Genomic DNA, 18,533 nt, shown 5'->3' on the forward strand with positions numbered 1-18,533 from the left:
TCACACCCTCCCCGCGCTGAACCTTCGTTCCAGCCACCGAAAGCCCAGTGTCATGGCATAGCCGATGATAAAGTAGGCCACCAAGAGCAGGCTCAGAATCTGGGTGTCATGCCCGACCGTGTTCCGCATCTGCATGATGTTCAAAGTCATATCGGAAATGGTCACCAAGGAGACCAGTGCCGTCCCTTTCAACAACTCTATCATTAGGTTGCCGAAGGAAGGCAACATGATCCGGAAGGCCTGAGGCAGAATAATGCTCCGCATCCGTTGAGCCGGAGTCATATTGAGGGCGATGCCCGCTTCCGTCTGCCCCTTTGGGATAGCCAGGATGGAACTGCGAACAATCTCGGAACCGTAAGAACCGTAGTTCAGCGCCAACCCGACGATCCCGACCAGCCCGGAGGGGAGACTTACGCCCAACAGCGGCAACGCGTAATACAACCAAAAGAGCTGAACCAGTAAGGATGTGCCGCGGAAAAACTCAATGATCCCCCCGGAAACCCAACGGACCAAGGCAAATCGGGATAAGCGGGCAAATCCGCCGATAAAGGACATCACAAAGGAAAGAATCCCGGCGATGACCAGCAATTGGACGGTGACCACGGCCCCCTCCAGCAGCAGCGGCATCACTTGGGAAAAAACATCGATGGGTATCACTTCCTTTCAAAAAGCAAGGGGGGAGCGGCTCCCCCTTGTCTCCAAACTTCACCCTTTGCAAAGCTCTTCCTGGGTTTTGTCTCCGGGAAGATTCTCTTCTGCAAAGTTAAATTTTTCCAGAATCTCAAGCAACTTGCCGTTTTCTTTCATCTTCTCCAGTTCTTCATTGAACTTCTGTTGGAATTCCTGATCATCCTTGCGAAAAGCAGCGGCACCGTAGCCGACGACACTTTCCCCGTTGATCACCGGTTGTTTGAAATCTTCCACAATCTCAATCCCGTCGGTCCCCTGGGCTTGGAGCACATCACGCAAAGAGGGGCCTGTCATGGTGATCGCATCCACCCGACCCGACTTGAGGGCCTGAACCACGGAGGGTTGATCGGAATAAAGCTTGATCTGACTCTCCTTCGCTTTTAGGTCCTTCAGATAGTTGACTTCAATGCCTCCGCGCATCACTCCCACTTTGACATCCTTGTTGTTCACGATGTCTTCATAACTGTGGAGGTTTTTCGGATTTCCCTTCTTCACTGCCAATCCTTCCCCGATTTGATACTCGGGATTGGCGAAGGTCACCTCTTCGCACCTTTCCGGAGTGATGTACATCCCGGCGGTGATCACATCAAACCGGCCCGCCTTCAAACCGGGAATCAGCTGACTGAAATCCGTCAACACCGGATCGATCTCTTTGATCCCCAACTGTTTGAAGATCTCCCGGGAAATCTCCACGGCCTCACCAGTCACCTTTCCGTTTTTATCTCGATATGCATAAGGCTTCTCGTTGGCAAAACCAACCTTGATCGTCCCTTCCTGTTTCACTTTTTCCAGGGTGGACCCTGACGCCCCTCCCAGATCCAACCCACAACCTGCCAAAGAAAACACGAGAACAAAAGCGAGTGCAACTTTAGAAAACCAATTCAAGGCGTCTCCTCCTTTAAATTTCGGCTCACCAACCGGAACAGACCATCATGGCCTCCACCACCTCCCGGATGGCGAAGCGGACGCCTTCCTGACGATTCCCGATTATTTCATCCCATTGAAAGAATGATATTTACAGGGAATCGTTGCCAACGGCGGACCGGATAAAAACAGCCGATCCCAATCTTCAAAATCATCCGGTTGCCCGTTCCACCGCTTCTTCAGCATTGCGGACGGGACGGAGTGAGATATTGGAAGGAATATTTCCCCACTGAAGGAGGGCCTCCCGGAACACTCCCGTTTAGACCGTTGGAGAATGGAAGCGCCCTCCCGCTCCCCGCCACTGCCGAGGGTCCCTTCTGAATCACTCTCCGAAGGTCCACCTTCCATCTCCTCCGCAAACTGTTCTCCCATCCGCTATGGAAGGGTCCGGGAGATGAAGAGTTCCACAAAATAGACCCGGATGGAATTCTTCCATTACAAACCGACAGTACCTTGAGACCATTCCGCCGGAAATGCCCCGGAAACACAGGATATCCCGACGAAAAAAAGAGTCCGCGTCATTCCCGTTGATCACCAAAGCGTCAGACTCCGGCTCCATTTACTGAATCTCCCGATCCCGGCCTGACAGATGATGGGTTTCAACCATCAGCCGGAGACAACATCACTTCAAGAGAGCAGACAGACGAAAGTTCCACCTCGAAGGAGAATCCCACTTTCTGCATGACCTCCCACAACTTGAGGGCACCCAAGGGGATGGCGCTGGCGGATTTGGACACAATGGATCCCCAGTGCCACAGCGAGGCCCACCCTGTGTGCCACCAGGTTGAGGGGGTCGTCGAAGGAAGTGGTGATACCGACGAGGCCGGTCGGGAATCGATCACAGCCTCCATCCGGTATCCACTTTTGAGCATTTGGCCAAATGAAGGGGTTGTTTCGGTATGCACCGATCTTGCGAATGGAAAGGGGCAGTTTCTCTCCAGCCCATCCGAAAATCTGTGCTTCGATTCAAAATGGAAGCCTCACTCGCAGGCAGGGACGGAGTCATCCCGGAGATCGCGAACCTCTATCCTGTGTTTACATTTCACAGAATGTCCGGGGTTAAACCTCATTTTGTCATGAATCATTCTCAATTTCAAATCGACCCTCCCTATTTTAAAAGCCAAACCCTTGATCTCACGGGGGATGGAGTGAATTTGAATTCCATCGAAAAATGGGACAAAGCCCCTTTTAAAAAACGATGTTCCCCACCACACCGGGAACAGAATAAGCCGCTTTAGCGGCTTGTTTTCAGACACTTCTTAACAATTGTTCACGGCTTTATAACATTCATCAATTCCTGAGAAAAGCGGACCGGTCTATCGATTCCGAGATCCGGAAAAGGATCAGATCAATCTCCATCTCTCTTTAAAGATAATCCCTCCTTCCCCTCCGACGAAGAGGAAGCATATGGCACCATCCGGCCGCATTTTTATAAGATCGGCCTCTCAGTTCCCCTTGGAAGGACTCAGACTGTTTAATCTATCTCAAAACGGATAGACTGCTTTGGACGCCGGAAGTCAGTCACGTTAGCATATAGAAGTGATCCTTTTAATCCAAATTTTCTTTTAAGGCGGGTGATGTCCCCATTAACGGCAGTCAGACCCAACAAGCAAAGTCACAACCTCCGATCCGTGTGAACCGGTCCATCCGAGGGATTGTCCGGTTCCGTAAGCCAAAGGTGGAAGATGGAGCCGAAGTATGGAAGTTGATTAAAGAAGCCGGCGTGTTGGATCTCAATTCTCCTTACAGTTACCTCATGTTGTGCAAGTTTTTCCCCGAGACCTGCGTCATTGCAGAGAGCCAAGGAAAAATCGTCGGCTTTGTCTCCGCATTTCTGCCTCAAACAGGCAAAGATACTGTCTTTGTATGGCAAGTGGCCGTCGACCCATCCCAGCGAGGAAAAGGGCTGGGTAAAGCACTTTTGAAAGAACTCCTGTCCCGGAATGCCTGCTCTGATGTCCGATATCTCGAAGCGACGGTCTCCCCTTCCAATCTCCCGTCCCAATCGTTGTTCAAAGGTTTGGCAAAGGAACTGGAAACGGATTGCAAAATTTTCGAATGTTTTTCGGAACACCTGTTTCCCAACCCCGGGCACGAATCGGAATGGACTTACCGAATCGGTCCTTGTCTGCCGAAGGAAAAAACCGAGGGGGTTCAATAAAACCTTGATAACCACATCTGAAAAGACGGAAGCCGATCTGAGCGTTTTTGAGTCTGTTGAGTCGGAAGTACGCAGCTATTGCCGAAGTTTCCCAACCGTGTTTGAAAAGGCGAAGGGATATAAACTTTGGGACACCCGGGGAGTTGAGTTCATCGATTTTTTCTCCGGTGCGGGAGCATTGAACTACGGTCACAACGATCCCGTCATGAAGAAAAAACTGATCGAATATCTTTCCGATGACGGAATCGTCCACAGCCTGGACATGGCCACCACAGCCAAGGAACAGTTTTTGAAACGCTTTAAGGAAGTGATCCTCGATCCACGGAACCTGGACTACAAGGTGATGTTTCCCGGACCCACCGGCACCAATACCGTGGAAAGCGCCCTGAAACTGGCGCGCAAAGTGACGGGACGCAACACGGTGATCAGCTTTACCCGCGCTTTTCACGGAATGACATTGGGATCTCTTTCCGTCACCGGCAACGCCTTTAAGCGAAAAGGTGCCGGAATTCCCTTGACCCACACTGTCTCCATGCCCTATGACAACTACGACGATCACGTGGATTCGCTGACCCTGCTTGAACGTTACCTGGAAGATAAGGGAAGCGGCGTCGACCTTCCCGCTGCAATCATCCTGGAGACCGTCCAGGGAGAGGGAGGAATTAACGTCGCCAGTTCCGAGTGGTTGAAGCAGGTTGAGCAAATCTGCCGTCGTTGGGACATTCTCCTGATCGTGGACGATGTACAGGCGGGTTGCGGCCGCACCGGTACCTTTTTCAGCTTTGAACCTGCCGGCATCCGACCGGATCTTGTCTGCCTCTCCAAATCCCTGAGCGGATTCGGTGTTCCTTTTGCTGTCACCCTGCTCCGCCCCGATTTGGACCAGTGGGCTCCCGGTGAACACAATGGCACCTTCCGCGGACATAACCTGGCCTTTCTCGCTGCGACAGAAGCCCTTCGGTTCTGGGAGACGGACACCTTCGAACAAGAAGTTCAGCGTAAAGGGAAAGAGACCCGTTCCTCTCTGGAACAAATGGTCGAGAATCATCCCGATCTGAACGGGGAAGTCCGGGGGCGCGGTCTGATGCTGGGGATCGCCTTTTCCGGAAAAGGATTCGCAGACAAAGTTTGCGCCGAAGCCTTCCAACGCGGCCTGATCATGGAAACCTCCGGCCCTGACGGTGAAGTGGCCAAACTGCTACCCCCCCTGATCATCGATGATGAGGGGCTGGAAAAAGGGTTGGCCATTTTGGAAGAAAGTATTACAGAAACGAAAAAAACCTTGTAACTTCCCAGGGAAAGGATGAAATCCGATGATCGTGAAGCACTTGGAAGACTTGATCGGCACAGAGGATGAAGTCAAAGGGGAAACCTGGATCAGCCGCCGTCTGTTGCTGAAAAAAGATGGAGTCGGCTTCTCCCTCCACGATACCCTCATCCGGGCAGGTACCGTCTCCCAATTTTGGTATAAACATCATATCGAAGCGGTCTACTGCATCGAGGGAGAAGGGCAGCTCACCAACCTGGAAAACGGAGACGTTCATCCCCTCAAGCCCGGCACCCTCTACACCCTGAACGGTCATGAGAAGCATCGGGTGCGGGCCGTGACCGACCTGCGCATGGTTTGTGTCTTCAATCCGCCATGCACCGGCCAGGAAACCCATGACGAAGAGGGAGCCTATCCCCTGCTCGATTGATGGATCGACCCGCTTTATGAAGCAAGGGCGTGTCCGCAGTGACCCCCCCCCCTGCAAAAATTTTTCATACCCCAAAGAGCGTTCCGGCGAGGGAACGCTCTTTGGGGTATTTCAGGAGCACATCTTTAAGGCGCTGTGTACAAACAGCCGAACTCCGATTTCAAGAGCATCCTCATCGATGGTAAATCGAGGATGGTGATGAGGATAGGTGCTGTTTTTCTCCGGATTGCCGGCACCGATGAAGAAAAAGTTGCCGGGTGCCTTCTGCTGGTAAGCCGAAAAATCTTCTCCTCCCATAGTGGGCTTCAGATGAGCCACCGCCTCCTCGCCGAACAGTTCCTGCACTGATTTTTCCATCAGACGGGTTATCTCACGATCGTTAATGACGGGACGGTAGCCATACTTATATTCCAGCTCATAGCTGGCTCCATGCGCCTCGGTGATTCCCTTGACGACCCGTTCGATTTGTCCGGGGACCCTTTCCCTCAGTCCAGTGTCGAGAGTGCGCACGGTTCCCTCGATCTCCACGGATCCGGGAAGCACATTATGGCTGTTTCCACCGACAAACCGGGTCACAGACAAAACCAAGGGTTCCAGGGGGTCGGTACAGCGGGATGCGATGTGCTGGAGATTGGTCACCACTTGGGCACCGACGGCGATACTGTCCACCGTCTGATGGGGCAAAGCCGCGTGACCTCCCTTTCCGTGAATGATTATCTTGAAAATATCCGGAGACGCCATCATCGGCCCGTATACGATCCCCACTTTTCCGATGGCCAAGGGAGACCACAGGTGGGCACCGATCACCGCATCCACTCCTTCCATCACACCGGCTCGTACCAATTCCTCCCCACCTCCGGGGGGTAATTCCTCGGCATGCTGAAAGATAAACCGCACCTCCCCCCCGATTTTTTCCTTCATTTGAGACAAGACCCGGGCGGCTCCCAGCAACATCGATGTATGACCATCATGGCCGCAGGCGTGCATCACACCGGGATTTTTTGAAACAAAATCGAAAGAGTTTTCCTCCCGAATCGGCAATGCATCCATATCTGCCCGGATCGCCAGCACCTTGCCGAACTTCCCGCCAACCAATCGAGCCACCACACTGGTGGGTGTCGGCCGGGACAGTTCCAAGTTCCCGAAGGATCGCAACGTTTCATATACAAACTGCGCTGTCTGTTCCTCCTGGTAGGAAAGTTCGGGATACTGATGCAGATACCGTCGCCACTGTATCACCTGAGACTTGACTTTCTCCATCAACTGTTCGGTTGACCCCACCGTCATCCCACTCAACCCCTCTCCTGCACCGTCAACCTATACAACGGCATCCACCCATTTAAATATTCCGAAACATCTGTCCCCATTATATTCACCCTTTTCTCCCTGGTCAATTCACCATCCAAAATCAGGGTCGCAACCCGGCGGAGGCTGACAAGCAGACATCCTTTCGTTAGAATGAAACCAGCAAACGATGCAATCCGGAATCAGCCTGGAAAGGATGGTCCAAAATGAAAGCCTATCTCGACTTGTGTCAGCGGCTCCTGAGGGAAGGAACACGGAAAGAAGATCGGACCGGAACAGGAACCCTCAGTCTCTTCGGTCATCAAATGCGTTTTGATCTGCAGCAGGGATTTCCACTGTTGACCACCAAAAAACTGCATACCCGATCCATCATCCATGAATTGCTCTGGTTTTTGCAGGGAAGCACAAACATCCGATACCTGCAGGAGCATCACGTCCGGATCTGGAATGAATGGGCCGACGAAAAAGGAGAACTGGGCCCCATTTACGGAAAGCAGTGGCGCTCCTTCAGCGGAGCCGACGGAAAAACGGTGGATCAAATCCAATGGGTGGTGGATGAAATCAAGAGAAACCCCGACTCCCGCCGCCTGATCGTCAGCGCCTGGAATCCAACGGAATTGGAAGAGATGGCTCTGCCCCCTTGCCACTGTCTGTTTCAATTTTATGTAAACCAGGGGGTCCTCTCTTGTCAACTGTATCAGCGAAGCGGGGACACCTTTTTGGGAGTTCCCTTCAATATCGCCAGCTATGCACTGTTGACTCACATGGTTGCTCATGTCACCGGCTTGAAGCCCGGGGAGTTTATCCATACTTTAGGAGATGCCCATCTCTATCTGAATCATCTGGAACAAGTAAAAGAGCAACTCACCCGTCAACCGCTGCCCCTGCCAAGGCTGAAGCTGAACCCGGATGTCACTTCCATTTTTGATTTCACTTATGACGATATCCGGATCGAGGGATACCAGTCCCATCCCCATATCAAAGGAGAGGTGTCCGTGTGATCTGCCTCATCGCCGCATATGCCAAACATCGCGTCATCGGCCTGAATGGTCAAATGCCCTGGCATCTGCCCAATGAACTGAAGTATTTTAAAGAGACGACCACCGGGCATACCGTCGTCATGGGGCGCAAAACCTATGAATCTATCGGAAAGCCTTTACCCCGCCGGAGAAATGTGATCTTGACGAAAAACCGTCACTTCCAAGCCCCCGAAGGAGTAAAAGTAGTCCACAGCCTCCGGGAGGTCCAACAGTTGGGAGATGTATTCATCATCGGCGGCGCACAACTCTATGAGCAGTTCCTCCCCCTGGCGGATCGTCTCTATATCACTAAGATCGACCTGGAGACGGAGGGGGACACCTTTTTCCCCGACTGGAATCCGGAGGATTTCAGGATTATCGCGGAAAGGGAAGGTGTCACCGATCCGCAAAATCCCCACCCCCACACCTTTTACATCTTGGAACGAAAATACGGCAACTAGGATATTCAACCACAGAAACCACCGCGCATCCGGGCGCGGTGGTTTCGGTTCAAAGCATCGCCTTCTTCAGGTGGTGAAGGTAGCGGGAGCGGATCAGAGAGAAATAGCAGAGTTGAATGAGGAAGAAAGCCCCGATGCTGTTCGACACCAGATAGGCGGTAAAATACCTTTTGGAAGCCGCCAGACAGCTTCCGAAACACATCACACCTTGACTTAAGTCCTGACGTAAGGGCGATTTCACCTCTTTCGCCACTATGTTCCCAGAAAAGCTATTCTGTCGTAGCAGAAAAAGAACAAACCTTCCCGCTGCAATAAGAGCTCACCCATTTGACCACCCCCATGATCCCACCAAAAGTGTAAAACCACCTTCCCAAACCGGACGATGTCCGTGTTTGAAAGGGTGGTTTTTCTCTTTACAGCCCGTTTGGATAAGAGTTCAGCCCGCCAAAGTACGTCCCTTCAATCTCGGTTGAAGCCGTCGGTACAAGGGCAGGAACACCAGCGCCACGAGCAGGCCCTTCAACAAATTGAAGGGGCCGATTCCGTAGAGAACCAGCGCCGTCTTCTCCGGGCCTTCCACGGTCCAGTGGATCAGAAAGGCGTAGGCCGGCAGGATCACCCAGTAGTTGGCAATACTCATCAGGATGGCCGTCACCAGAGCGGCGATGGCCAGACCAGCGATCAAGCCCTTGGTGCCGGGGATTTTCCGGGCCGTCCACACTGTGGTCAGGACAAAAGCACTTCCAGCCAAGAAATTGGCCATCTGGCCGATGGGCACCCCGGATTCGCTCCCGGTGAAAACAAAATGGAGGAGATTTTTTACAAATTCCACTGTCACTCCGGCCAAGGGACCGAACATCAGACCCGCCACCAAGGCCGGAAGTTCACTGAAGTCCACTTTTAGAAAAACGGGAAAGGGCGGGATTGGAAAATTGAGGTATTGAATAAAAAAGCCTAATCCGGACAACAAAGAGACCAGAGTCAACTTTCTTGTCGACAGTTTTTCCGTCATCAGACCGACACTCCTTTTTTGTGTATCTGATGACGACGGTACAACAACCAAAAAAAACCAAAGAGCGCAGTTACACCACGTTCTCCGGGCAGGAAAAATCAGGCAGTCCAAAAAAAGGATGTTCTCCTTTTCGTACCACCGGATCCATGTACACGTCATCATCCTTCTCCCATCCAGACTGTACTGTCGGTCCCGGAGTTACACCGGATCCACCGCTTGCGCGGGTCACGGACTGAGGCAGATCAGTGCCATCACCGCCGGTCGGGAATTTCACCCTGCCCCGAAGGATCAAAACCTGATTCAGTTTATATCTATTCTAAACCGGCCACAGCTGAAATTCAATTCACTCCTTCTGTTTCCCTCCCAATTCTTCAGCCAAACCTTCCATCACCTGACGAAACACCTGATGCGCCCGCAGATCATTCCCGTTTTTGACAGAACGGATCACCACGGCCACGGCATAGCGGGGGCTTTCATAGGGGCTGTATCCCACCATCCATTTGTTGTACCGATCCTTATTCAAGCCCAACTGAGCAGTTCCTGTCTTCGCTCCCATGGTCACCTCCGCCCCCTTCAAATCGGAGGCCGTTCCCCGAAGGACAGTTCCCCGCATCATCTCCCGTACCGCACGGAGTGCTCCGGGAGAGATTTTTCGATCTGTTTTGAGGGCGTGGAGGGAAAAACGAAAATAGGGTTTTCCGTCATGATACTGAATCTCACGAACCACCCGGGGATTCATCGTTTTCCCCTCATGAAAAAGAGTGGTCACCATATTGGCCGCTTGAAGCGGGGTCATCCGCACATCCCGCTGCCCAATGGCTGTCTGCACCACTGCCCCGGCATCTTTACGGGAGGTCTCCTCAGAAAAAATCATCCCTGTCTGCTCTCCGGGCAACTGACGAAAGCCATCTTCCTTGAATACTTGGCCGGACCAGAGGATCCGTTGCCCCAACCCCATGCGACGGGCTGTATCCTCAATGGTTTTACCACCCAGCCGTTCCGCCACCTTGGAGAAAACGACATTACAGGAATTGGCATAGGCCTGGGAAAGAGTTTGACGCCCGTGTCCCCCCTCTTTGGAATCCTTCATCCCGTAGCGACCCAGATGTCCATTGCAGGTGAATGTTTCCGTTGGTTTTACCTTGCCGCTGTCCAAAGCCGCCACCGCGACCACAGTCTTGAAGATGGAGCCCGGAGTCGTCTCCATCAGAGCCCGGTTGTCCCAGGGATTCTCCCCTTTGTGGGCGGTGTCGGTGTCCGGCCGGCCGGCCATGGCCAGGACATCTCCAGTGGCGATCTCCTGCACAACCACAGCCCCATCCGTCACCCCCGCCTCATCCAACGCCTTTTCCGCCACCTGCTGGGCCCTGAGATCCACGGTGGATTGTATGCGGTAGGGTATCGCTCCGCCGTTTTTCTCCGTCGTCATATTGAGTCCGTTCAAGGGTTGCCCTCTGCCGTCGGTGGTGTAGGTGAGCAACTGTTGAGCCCCTCCTTGCAGAAAAGGTTCAAAAGCCGCCTCCAAGCCAGTCACCCCGATTCGGGAATGGGATGGGTCTTGTCCATCCGCCCACTCATCCGGATACTTCTCCCGCACCAGAAAGGGATTCCGTTCCACCCGTCCGATCAGCTGTTGCGCCACCCGTCGTCCATCATACCGATTGTCCCCCTGCAGAGCGTAAACCCCCGGGATGTTCAGCCTCTGGATGGATCGGGCTTGTTCCTCGGTAAGGGCCGGCCCCTCTCCTTTCTTGTCGGGAAGCGCACGGGGTCGATCTAGATCTTCCACCTTTTCCCGAAACTCGCCGAAGGAATATCCGGCGATCTCAGCCACCTGCTTCAACTGGTCTGTATAGGCAGTCCATTGGCTGTCTGACAAAGGAAAAAGAATCAGTCTCCAATCTTTCTCCCCGGTCAAAGATTTTCCATTGCGGTCCAGGATCGCCCCCCGGCCGCTGTCCACCACATACACCCGGCTTTGTTGGGCTTCGGCCCGGGCAATCAAGTCCGCCTCTTCCCCCGAAAAGGAATGCATCGCCACCATCTGGATCCAATAGAGTCGCAACAGGATTCCGGAAAAGGCCATCGTCAGCACTGATGTAATTAGTAAGGTTCTCCGCCGCTTCGATTCTCCTGTTCCGCTTCGCATCTCCATCGCCCCTTCCAGCATCCAGCTTGGGCATTTCATCTGTCCTGTATACGGGTCGGAGTATAAATCGAATACGGATTTTATGGGAGGCAACCGCATATGAGGACAGCCCCCCGGTCCGCAACATCGGGGGGCTGTCGTCCTATCGGTTTTTTGACAACTCTTCACTGGGAGCCATCCTCTTTGACGGCTTCTTTTTTGCTTCGCTCGATGTTCTTCAAATGTTCCTTTTCCGTTCGGGCGAAATAATGGAGTCCGGAGCCGTCCTTGCGTGTCACATAAAAGAAATAAGGATGTTCTTCCGGTTCCAGTGCGGCACGGAGCGCCTTGGGGCCCGGGTTGGAGATGGGTCCCGGCGGCAATCCTCTGATCCGATATGTGTTATACGGGCTTTTGATCTCCAGGTCCTTGTACAGCAACCGGGCCTTCTGCTCGCCCAAGGCATATTGCACTGTAGCATCCACTTGCAATTTTTTGTCCGCTTTCAGACGATTGTAAATCACTCCGGCGATCCGTGGGAATTCTTCCTCCACTTTTCCTTCTCTTTCAATGATAGAAGCAATGGTCACCCACTCGTCCACCGTCAGATTGCGCTCTTTCAACTTCGACCGAATCCCTTCCCGCTCCATATTTCGCTCAAACTGTTGCAGCATTTTCTCCACCAGTTTCCTGGAATCGGTTCCTTTGGGCAAGTTGTAAGTGATGGGATACAGATACCCCTCCAATTGATAACGCCGCTTCCGATCCGTGGGAATTTCCTTCACAAAAGAGTCGGGATAATCCTCTTTACGGTTTACCGCCTTGAGAAATTCATCCCCGTCCAACCCTTTTTTATCCAATTCAGCGGCGATCTTCTCCACCGTAAATCCTTCCGGGACGGTCAATCGCATCACATTTTGTGAACCGTCAGTGAAAATATTCAGGATTTCAGGAGTACCCGAACTCGCAGGCACTTCATACACCCCGGCCTTCAGGTCCTTCGCTCTTCCTTTCAGATAGGCGTATGCAACAAAGAGGAAATCATTTTTGACTAGCTCTTTTTTTTCCAATTCCCGGCCCACATCCAGAATCGAGTCACCGGGTTTCACTTCCACCTCCACCGGACGTTTCACTGTGGAGGGAGACAGGCTGTGTTCCACATACCAATATCCCAAGGCGGAAAATAACCCCACCATCAGGAAGGTAAAGAATAGACGGAGTAACCATTTCATGGTGGTTGCTTCCTCTCCTGATGTTTTTCGTCCCTTACGTTACCATACCCCTGCTGTCGGGACAATCCGCCCTATGAACGAAAACAGAGGAAAACTGCTGGAAGCTTTATGATTTAGTGCGTGGCGGCGGGATGGGGTTTCACATGCCCTTTTCGCTGTTCTGAACTGCCAAAATCACAAGTGAAACCCACCCCTCCCTGTGATGTGGTTTTTCACAACGCTGCTAGTTCGCGCTGTTTTGCATCTGCGTCTTTTTGCTCTGTTTGATGTAAAGCCGATGCTGTTCAAAGGTTTCGGCGAAGTAATGTTCTCCTGTGCCGTCCTTTTTGGTCACATAATAAAGGTAGGAGTGTTTATCCGGTTTCAGAGCGGCGAGGAGCGCTCTTTCTCCGGGGTTGGAGATGGCTCCCGGAGGGAGACCGTCGATCTTGTACGTATTATAGACACTGTCCAGTTTCAGATCATCGTAGGAGAGACGGGCCTTTTGGGCACCACGGGCATATTGGATCGTGGCGTCCACCTGCAGCCGCATATTTTTATTCAGACGATTGTAGATCACACCTGCAATTTTTGGAAACTCCTGTTTCGCCTGACCTTCCCGTTCCACAATCGAGGCAATGGTCACCCATTTGTCCAGGGTCAGGTTTTTACTCTCCAGTTGCTCCATCACCTGGTGTTCCTCCATCTTATTGTGGAATTGGCCCAGCATCATATTGATCACATCCTTGGGCTTGGCGGTTTTGGGGATGTTATAGGTGCTGGGAAAGAGATAACCTTCCAAACGGTAGCGCCGTTGCGCATCAGTGGGAACTTCCCGAAGGAAGTCCTGCTCGAATTCCTCTTCTTCCGCTGCCCGAATAAAATCTTCTTTGGAAAATTGAGTTTTTTGTTCCAACTTTTCACCGATCTGTTCAAGGGTGTAACCTTCGGGAATGGTCACCGTGACTGTATTTTGGCGTCCCTTGGTGATGATGTCAAGAATTTCGTTGACGTTCACATCCGGAGGGATCTCATATACTCCCGCCTGCAACCCTTTGGATTTACCCGTCAGCCACGCATATGTACTGAAAAACCAATCATTGCGGATCAAACCTTGTTCCTTCAGCATGTGGCCGATTTCTGCCGTGGATGTCCCGGATTTGATCTCCATTTGGACAGACCGGGAGCGCTTGGGAGAACCGAGGGAATGATCAACATACAGATAAGCCAGAAAAGACCATGCAGAAAAAAGAACCAAAGTATAAATGATACGCATCAGCCATTTCATTCATGGGTGCTCCTTCTTCTGTTTTGCCCTCCTTATGTTATCACATGTCCCACAAAAAAAAACGGGGGTGACCCCCGTCATTCGACATCAATCGCCCAAATAGAGCATATCGTCTAGTGCATCCGTCACATGATCCCATTCATCCTCATCATCCACATGCTCCAGACGAGGTCCTCCATCTTTTTGACTGACCCGAAAGATAAAGGCATCCGGGTCTCGCTCTTCGGAAGCGCTCAACACTGCGTAATGGCGTCCATCCACTTCCAATTCCCTCAAAATCCGATAACGGGAATCGGGGTAGACCCCCTCTTCATCCACCAGAGTCAGTTCCTCTCCCCATTCGTTTTCGAGGGTATTCAGTTTTCTGGCCATTCTTTCACGCTGTGTCTCCAAAAAAATCACCCATCATCCGTCTTCATGATTCAGTTCCGTCTCCAATGTGTGTAAGACTTCTTCGATCATGTCCCATTCACTCTCGTCTTCAATCGGGATCAGGTTGATATTCTCCCCGTCCTCTTCATAACGGAAAGGATAAACCTCCTGTTCCACCGTCTCGTCATCTTCCCCCTCTGCCTCGTCAGCAGGGGTGAGCAGAATGTATTTATGACCATTATCCTGCTCAAACCGGAAGAGTACCTCAAAGGTTTCCTCCTGACCCTCCTCATTGCTGATGACGACCATTTCCTGTTCATCTTCATGATTTCCATTCTTACTCATCTCTATTCCTCCTTTGGGCTTCCAGATACCCTTGCAGAATCCAGGAGGCTGCCATCCGATCAACCACCTTTCGCCGCTTGCGACGGCTCAGATCGGCATCGATCAAGGTCCTTTCCACTGCAACGGTGGACAATCGTTCATCCCAGAGTTTGACCGGAATTTGAAAACGTTCTTCCAACTCCCGCCCCCATTGCTTGCAGGCTTCCCCTTTCGTTCCGATGGAACCGTCCATATTGCGGGGAAGGCCCACGACAAGGGCTTCCACTTCATAATCCTCAATCAGTTGGGCGAGGCGGTCCATCCAACCGGGGTGATCGCGATGGAGGACATCCACCCCCTGAGCGGTCCACCCCATCGGATCGCTGACCGCGACTCCCACCCGTTTTTCTCCCAGATCCAATCCCATAATTCTGGTCAATCGATTCGCCCCTGACCATCCATATTCTTTCTCCCCTCAATCTTGCTGCTGATTGGATTCCAGAAAAGTTTTCACCAGCTCTTCCAACAGTTCATCCCGTTCCAGCTTGCGGATCAAGGCACGGGCGTTATTGTGCCGAGGGATATATGCTGGATCTCCGGAGAGGAGATATCCCACCAATTGGTTGATCGGATTGTAACCCTTCTCTTTGAGAGCGGAGTATACCATCAACAACACTTCACGGGGATTCGCTTCCTGATCCTCTCCACGGAAGTCAAATTTCATTGTTTTATCCATGGACAGTCTTAACACCTCTTTCTATCTAATGGCCGTCTTTCTGTTAACCATTCGCTCTGTTGGATTCATTCCCTCTTTTTCATGAAATTGGTTTCTCGAAATGGGGGAGAAGGGAATTTGTTATCCCTGCTGTTTAATATATTCCATTGCGGCAGCCAAAGCTTCATCCAATTTTTCCGGTTGCTTTCCCCCGGCTTGAGCCATGTCCGGTCGTCCTCCACCTCCTCCACCGCAGTGGGAGGCCGCTTCCTTGACCAATTTTCCGGCATGGAATCCCGCCTTTACATAATCGGAAGAGACAGTGGCCACCAACTGCACTTTTCCTTCACCCGCCGCTCCGAGGAGAATGATTCCCCGGGAAATCCGGTGTTTCAAATCATCCATCATCTGTCGCAATCCTTCCATGTCCGGAACATCCACTTTGGCCATCAATACCGGAACCCCGTTTACTTCCTCCACATGTCGGGCAAGGCTCTCCCCTTCCAACCGATTCAGTTTAGATCGAAGGGATTCATTCTCCCTGGCCAATTCCTTCATTCGACTCTGAAATGTATCCAATCGCTCCACCACTTCAGTGGGATGGGTTTTGAGACGGCGGGCAGCCTCTTCCAGGATATCCAGCCTGTTTTCAAGGTGGCGATAAGCTTGACGTCCGGTCACCGCTTCTACACGACGGATGCCGGACCCGATCCCCCCTTCGCTCACCAGTTTGAAGAGTCCGATCTCTCCCGTCTGGCGGACATGGGTGCCACCGCAAAGCTCCAGACTGTAGTCCCCCACCCGGACCACACGCACCCGGTCTCCGTATTTTTCGCCAAACAGAGCCATCGCTCCCATCGCTTTGGCCTCTTCCAGTTCCTTTTCAAAGGTTTCCACCGGGATGTTGGCCCAAATCTGTTGATTGACCTGTTCTTCCACATCCCGTCTCTGCCCCTCGGTCAAAGGCTCCATATGGGTGAAATCAAAGCGGAGCCGGTCGGGTGCCACCAGGGAACCCGCTTGATTCACATGGTCGCCCACCACTTCTTTTAAAGCTTTGTGCAACAAATGGGTGGCCGTGTGGTTCTTCACCACATCTTCCCTGAATCCATGGTCTATCCGAGCACGTGCCGGGTCTCCCTGATGCAGAGTTCCTTCTTCCACCCGAACCTGGTGGATATGCTCCCCTCTGGGCCCTTTTTTTACATCCTCCACGACCAGCCGAGCCCCAGGTGTGAGGATCTCCCCACGATCTCCCACCTGTCCCCCGCTTTCAGCATAGAAGGGGGTCTCCTTCAACAAGACGAAACAGCTTTTTCTTTCATCCACCTCCTCCACCAAACGATGATTATGGATGATAGCGACCACTTGGGTCTCGGCACTGCGGGAGGTGTACCCGATAAAGCGGGTGTCCACATCCAACTCAGCCAGGACGCCACCTTGGACCTGCATGCTCCCTTCATCCTGACGGGCTTTTCGGGCGCGTTCCCGCTGGCGGGCCATCGCTTGCTCAAACCCTTTCGTATCCACTGTCAATCCCTTTTCACGGGCAAAGTCTTCTGTCAGGTCCAACGGAAACCCATAAGTGTCATAAAGAGTAAACGCATCTGAACCGCTGATTTCCCTTTTTCCCTCTACCCGTAGTTTTGCCGCCTTCATTTCCAGAAGATGCAATCCCTCGGACAAAGTCTCCAAAAACCGTTCCTCTTCCTTTTTGATCACCCGGCGTATCAAGTCTTTCTTTTGGGCCGGCTCCGGATAAAACTCCTCCATCATCCCGGCCACCACATCAGTCAAAGCATAAAGTGAAGCCTGTTGAATTCCCAAGGTGCGTGCATATCGGACCGCCCGGCGCAAAAGCCGTCTCAGTACATACCCCCGCCCTTCATTGGAAGGAGTTACCCCGTCACCGATGGCAAACACCAGCGTGCGAATATGATCAGCGATCACTTTGAGTGCAGTGTCCTTTTTCGGGTCGGTCCCGTATTTGACGCCGGCCCTTTCACATATAGCTTGGATAATGGGCTGAAAAAGATCCGTGTCAAAATTGGTCGGGACATCCTGCATGACTGATGCCATTCGCTCCAGGCCCATCCCGGTATCGATATTCTTCTTGGGCAAAGGGGTGTAGCTACCGTCGGGATTGTGATTGTATTGGGAGAAGACCAAGTTCCAAACCTCCAGATAGCGTTCATTTTCCCCCCCGGGATAGCATTCCGGATCATCAGGAGCCCCATAGGATTCCCCCCGATCGTAGAAAATCTCCGTGTTGGGTCCGCTGGGTCCTTCCCCGATATCCCAGAAATTCTCTTTCAGTTTGATGATTCGTTCTTTGGGAATCCCCACTTGTTCATGCCAGATCCGATAAGCTTCATCATCCTCGGGATGAATGGTGACTGAAAGTCGTTGGGGATCCATCCCCATCCAGGCAGGATCTGTCAAAAACTCCCAGGCCCAATGAATGGCCTCTTCCTTGAAATAATCACCGATGGAGAAGTTGCCCAGCATTTCAAAAAAGGTCTGGTGACGGGCCGTGTACCCTACATTTTCGATATCGTTGGTCCGGATCGATTTTTGAGCGTTGACTATCCGGGGATTTTCTGGCTTCACCCGGCCGTCGAAGTATTTCTTCAACGTGGCCACCCCGCTGTTGATCCACAGGAGAGACGGGTCGTCCACCGGCACCAAGGAAGCGCTGGGTTCCACCCGATGTCCTTTCTCCTTGAAGAAGTCAAGAAATTTTTGCCGAATTTCATTCCCCTTCATCGGTTTCATCCCCTTCAACCAAAATAAAAAAACCTTTCATCCCCTCAGGGACGAGAAAGGTTCCCGCGGTACCACCCCGATTACCCCGCATTCCAGGCGGAGGTCTCTCGAAAAAGATAACGGCGCAGGCGTGTCCGGTAAACCCCTTGCCGGGGCCGGGCAGGGTGAGGGCCGTCTCCGATCCCTTGGACAAAGCGCAAGGCGAGACTTGTACTGATGAGTACAAAAAATCTGCGCGGCTCACACCGGCCTCTCCCTGTACATCGCGGACTTGAAATTAGATACACTTTGGCGTCGCCGGCGGGCTCCACCCGCACTCCGGAACTGGCTTTCAACCGTTGCTTCCGCAAAAGGCCTTTCAGCCGGGGACCTTTCTCTCTGGACGGGCATCCGGTTTACTTCGGTTCCATCAACGCATTTACGAGTTATGAAAACAGTTTGTCTTGCCTATTATACTACG

The 18,533-nt window shown here is 52.3% G+C and carries 19 protein-coding genes and 1 riboswitch; of the genes, 5 read left to right on the forward strand and 14 right to left on the reverse strand.

All coding sequences use genetic code 11. The features are described 5' to 3' along the window. Together ehuC and ehuB are read right to left on the reverse strand one after the other, a co-directional pair. A complete protein-coding gene (gene ehuC / locus IEV46_RS04035; RefSeq protein ID WP_308420264.1) occupies positions 1-657 on the reverse strand; it encodes an ectoine/hydroxyectoine ABC transporter permease subunit EhuC in 657 nt (218 codons plus the stop codon). A 48-nt stretch (positions 658-705) separates the two neighbouring features. Further along, on the reverse strand, positions 706-1,575 hold the full coding sequence (gene ehuB / locus IEV46_RS04040; RefSeq protein WP_188430150.1) for an ectoine/hydroxyectoine ABC transporter substrate-binding protein EhuB: 870 nt from the start codon (positions 1,573-1,575) through the stop codon (positions 706-708). Positions 1,576-3,247: 1,672 nt separating this feature from the next. Here ehuB and ectA point away from each other — a divergent pair. The 3 genes from ectA to IEV46_RS04055 are packed head-to-tail and all read left to right on the forward strand — an operon-like array spanning position 3,248 to position 5,472. Beyond that, the gene (gene ectA / locus IEV46_RS04045) at positions 3,248-3,775 is read left to right on the forward strand and encodes a diaminobutyrate acetyltransferase (RefSeq protein ID WP_308420265.1); all 528 of its coding nucleotides are present in this window, start codon (positions 3,248-3,250) and stop codon (positions 3,773-3,775) included. 4 nt (positions 3,776-3,779) lie between these two features. Further along, positions 3,780-5,063 carry a diaminobutyrate--2-oxoglutarate transaminase gene (gene ectB, locus IEV46_RS04050; RefSeq protein ID WP_188430151.1) on the forward strand — a complete coding sequence of 428 codons (1,284 nt, stop codon included), beginning with the start codon at positions 3,780-3,782 and terminating at the stop codon, positions 5,061-5,063. A gap of 25 nt (positions 5,064-5,088) precedes the next feature. After that, positions 5,089-5,472: an ectoine synthase gene (locus tag IEV46_RS04055; RefSeq protein ID WP_188430153.1), complete on the forward strand. Its 384-nt coding sequence runs from the start codon at positions 5,089-5,091 to the stop codon at positions 5,470-5,472. Between the two features lie 111 nt (positions 5,473-5,583). Here the strand turns inward: IEV46_RS04055 and IEV46_RS04060 are convergent, their stop codons facing one another. Beyond that, positions 5,584-6,759 carry a M20 family metallopeptidase gene (locus IEV46_RS04060; RefSeq protein WP_188430155.1) on the reverse strand — a complete coding sequence of 392 codons (1,176 nt, stop codon included), beginning with the start codon at positions 6,757-6,759 and terminating at the stop codon, positions 5,584-5,586. Positions 6,760-6,983: 224 nt separating this feature from the next. On the opposite strand from IEV46_RS04060, the gene IEV46_RS04065 reads away from it, so the two are divergent. Continuing rightward, positions 6,984-7,778, forward strand: coding sequence for a thymidylate synthase (locus IEV46_RS04065; RefSeq protein ID WP_188430158.1), 795 nt, complete (start codon positions 6,984-6,986; stop codon positions 7,776-7,778). After that, entirely contained in the window at positions 7,775-8,257 is a 483-nt protein-coding gene (locus IEV46_RS04070) for a dihydrofolate reductase (protein ID WP_188430159.1), read from the forward strand. Before IEV46_RS04065 ends, IEV46_RS04070 begins: the two co-directional genes overlap by 4 nt. A gap of 49 nt (positions 8,258-8,306) precedes the next feature. Here IEV46_RS04070 and IEV46_RS04075 read toward each other — a convergent pair whose 3' ends face one another. The 11 genes from IEV46_RS04075 to IEV46_RS04125 all read right to left on the reverse strand — a co-directional run bounded on the left by IEV46_RS04075 (position 8,307) and on the right by IEV46_RS04125 (position 18,317). After that, on the reverse strand, positions 8,307-8,498 hold the full coding sequence (locus IEV46_RS04075; RefSeq protein WP_188430162.1) for a hypothetical protein: 192 nt from the start codon (positions 8,496-8,498) through the stop codon (positions 8,307-8,309). 195 nt (positions 8,499-8,693) lie between these two features. Then, a complete protein-coding gene (locus IEV46_RS04080) occupies positions 8,694-9,269 on the reverse strand; it encodes an ECF transporter S component (RefSeq protein WP_188430169.1) in 576 nt (191 codons plus the stop codon). 157 nt (positions 9,270-9,426) lie between these two features. Then, positions 9,427-9,561, reverse strand: a riboswitch (FMN riboswitch). A gap of 51 nt (positions 9,562-9,612) precedes the next feature. Further along, the gene (locus IEV46_RS04085) at positions 9,613-11,418 is read right to left on the reverse strand and encodes a peptidoglycan D,D-transpeptidase FtsI family protein (RefSeq protein ID WP_188430171.1); all 1,806 of its coding nucleotides are present in this window, start codon (positions 11,416-11,418) and stop codon (positions 9,613-9,615) included. Positions 11,419-11,582: 164 nt separating this feature from the next. After that, positions 11,583-12,629 (reverse strand): endolytic transglycosylase MltG, encoded by a 1,047-nt coding sequence (mltG, locus tag IEV46_RS04090; RefSeq protein ID WP_188430173.1) that lies wholly within the window; start codon positions 12,627-12,629, stop codon positions 11,583-11,585. A gap of 223 nt (positions 12,630-12,852) precedes the next feature. Then, the gene (gene mltG, locus IEV46_RS04095) at positions 12,853-13,896 is read right to left on the reverse strand and encodes an endolytic transglycosylase MltG (protein ID WP_188430175.1); all 1,044 of its coding nucleotides are present in this window, start codon (positions 13,894-13,896) and stop codon (positions 12,853-12,855) included. An 87-nt stretch (positions 13,897-13,983) separates the two neighbouring features. Continuing rightward, positions 13,984-14,289, reverse strand: a complete 306-nt coding sequence (locus IEV46_RS04100; protein ID WP_188430177.1) for a DUF1292 domain-containing protein — start codon at positions 14,287-14,289, stop codon at positions 13,984-13,986. A gap of 12 nt (positions 14,290-14,301) precedes the next feature. Continuing rightward, positions 14,302-14,613 (reverse strand): DUF1292 domain-containing protein, encoded by a 312-nt coding sequence (locus IEV46_RS04105; protein WP_188430180.1) that lies wholly within the window; start codon positions 14,611-14,613, stop codon positions 14,302-14,304. Beyond that, on the reverse strand, positions 14,606-15,019 hold the full coding sequence (gene ruvX / locus IEV46_RS04110) for a Holliday junction resolvase RuvX (protein ID WP_188430353.1): 414 nt from the start codon (positions 15,017-15,019) through the stop codon (positions 14,606-14,608). Before ruvX ends, IEV46_RS04105 begins: the two co-directional genes overlap by 8 nt. 48 nt (positions 15,020-15,067) lie before the next feature. Beyond that, entirely contained in the window at positions 15,068-15,328 is a 261-nt protein-coding gene (locus IEV46_RS04115; RefSeq protein WP_009709661.1) for an IreB family regulatory phosphoprotein, read from the reverse strand. Positions 15,329-15,448: 120 nt separating this feature from the next. After that, on the reverse strand, positions 15,449-18,082 hold the full coding sequence (gene alaS, locus IEV46_RS04120; protein ID WP_188430182.1) for an alanine--tRNA ligase: 2,634 nt from the start codon (positions 18,080-18,082) through the stop codon (positions 15,449-15,451). Continuing rightward, positions 18,060-18,317 (reverse strand): hypothetical protein, encoded by a 258-nt coding sequence (locus IEV46_RS04125; RefSeq protein ID WP_188430184.1) that lies wholly within the window; start codon positions 18,315-18,317, stop codon positions 18,060-18,062. The genes alaS and IEV46_RS04125 overlap by 23 nt, the downstream gene beginning before the upstream one ends. Positions 18,318-18,533 lie beyond the last annotated feature (216 nt).

Origin of the sequence: Kroppenstedtia guangzhouensis (assembly GCF_014637345.1) — a bacterium.
GTDB classification, from domain to species: Bacteria; Bacillota; Bacilli; order Thermoactinomycetales; family DSM-45169; genus Kroppenstedtia; species Kroppenstedtia guangzhouensis.

Bases quoted from the DNA above. Each gene is read 5' to 3' on its own strand.
- ruvX (WP_188430353.1), bottom strand. From the start codon at position 15,019: ATGGGATTGGATCTGGGAGAAAAACGGGTGGGAGTCGCGGTCAGCGAT.
- IEV46_RS04080 (WP_188430169.1), bottom strand. From the start codon at position 9,269: ATGACGGAAAAACTGTCGACAAGAAAGTTGACTCTGGTCTCTTTGTTG.
- IEV46_RS04065 (WP_188430158.1), top strand. From the start codon at position 6,984: ATGAAAGCCTATCTCGACTTGTGTCAGCGGCTCCTGAGGGAAGGAACA.
- IEV46_RS04105 (WP_188430180.1), bottom strand. From the start codon at position 14,613: ATGAGTAAGAATGGAAATCATGAAGATGAACAGGAAATGGTCGTCATC.
- mltG (WP_188430175.1), bottom strand. From the start codon at position 13,896: ATGAAATGGCTGATGCGTATCATTTATACTTTGGTTCTTTTTTCTGCA.
- IEV46_RS04085 (WP_188430171.1), bottom strand. From the start codon at position 11,418: ATGCGAAGCGGAACAGGAGAATCGAAGCGGCGGAGAACCTTACTAATT.
- IEV46_RS04055 (WP_188430153.1), top strand. From the start codon at position 5,089: ATGATCGTGAAGCACTTGGAAGACTTGATCGGCACAGAGGATGAAGTC.
- alaS (WP_188430182.1), bottom strand. From the start codon at position 18,082: ATGAAACCGATGAAGGGGAATGAAATTCGGCAAAAATTTCTTGACTTC.
- IEV46_RS04060 (WP_188430155.1), bottom strand. From the start codon at position 6,759: ATGACGGTGGGGTCAACCGAACAGTTGATGGAGAAAGTCAAGTCTCAG.
- mltG (WP_188430173.1), bottom strand. From the start codon at position 12,629: ATGAAATGGTTACTCCGTCTATTCTTTACCTTCCTGATGGTGGGGTTA.
- IEV46_RS04115 (WP_009709661.1), bottom strand. From the start codon at position 15,328: ATGGATAAAACAATGAAATTTGACTTCCGTGGAGAGGATCAGGAAGCG.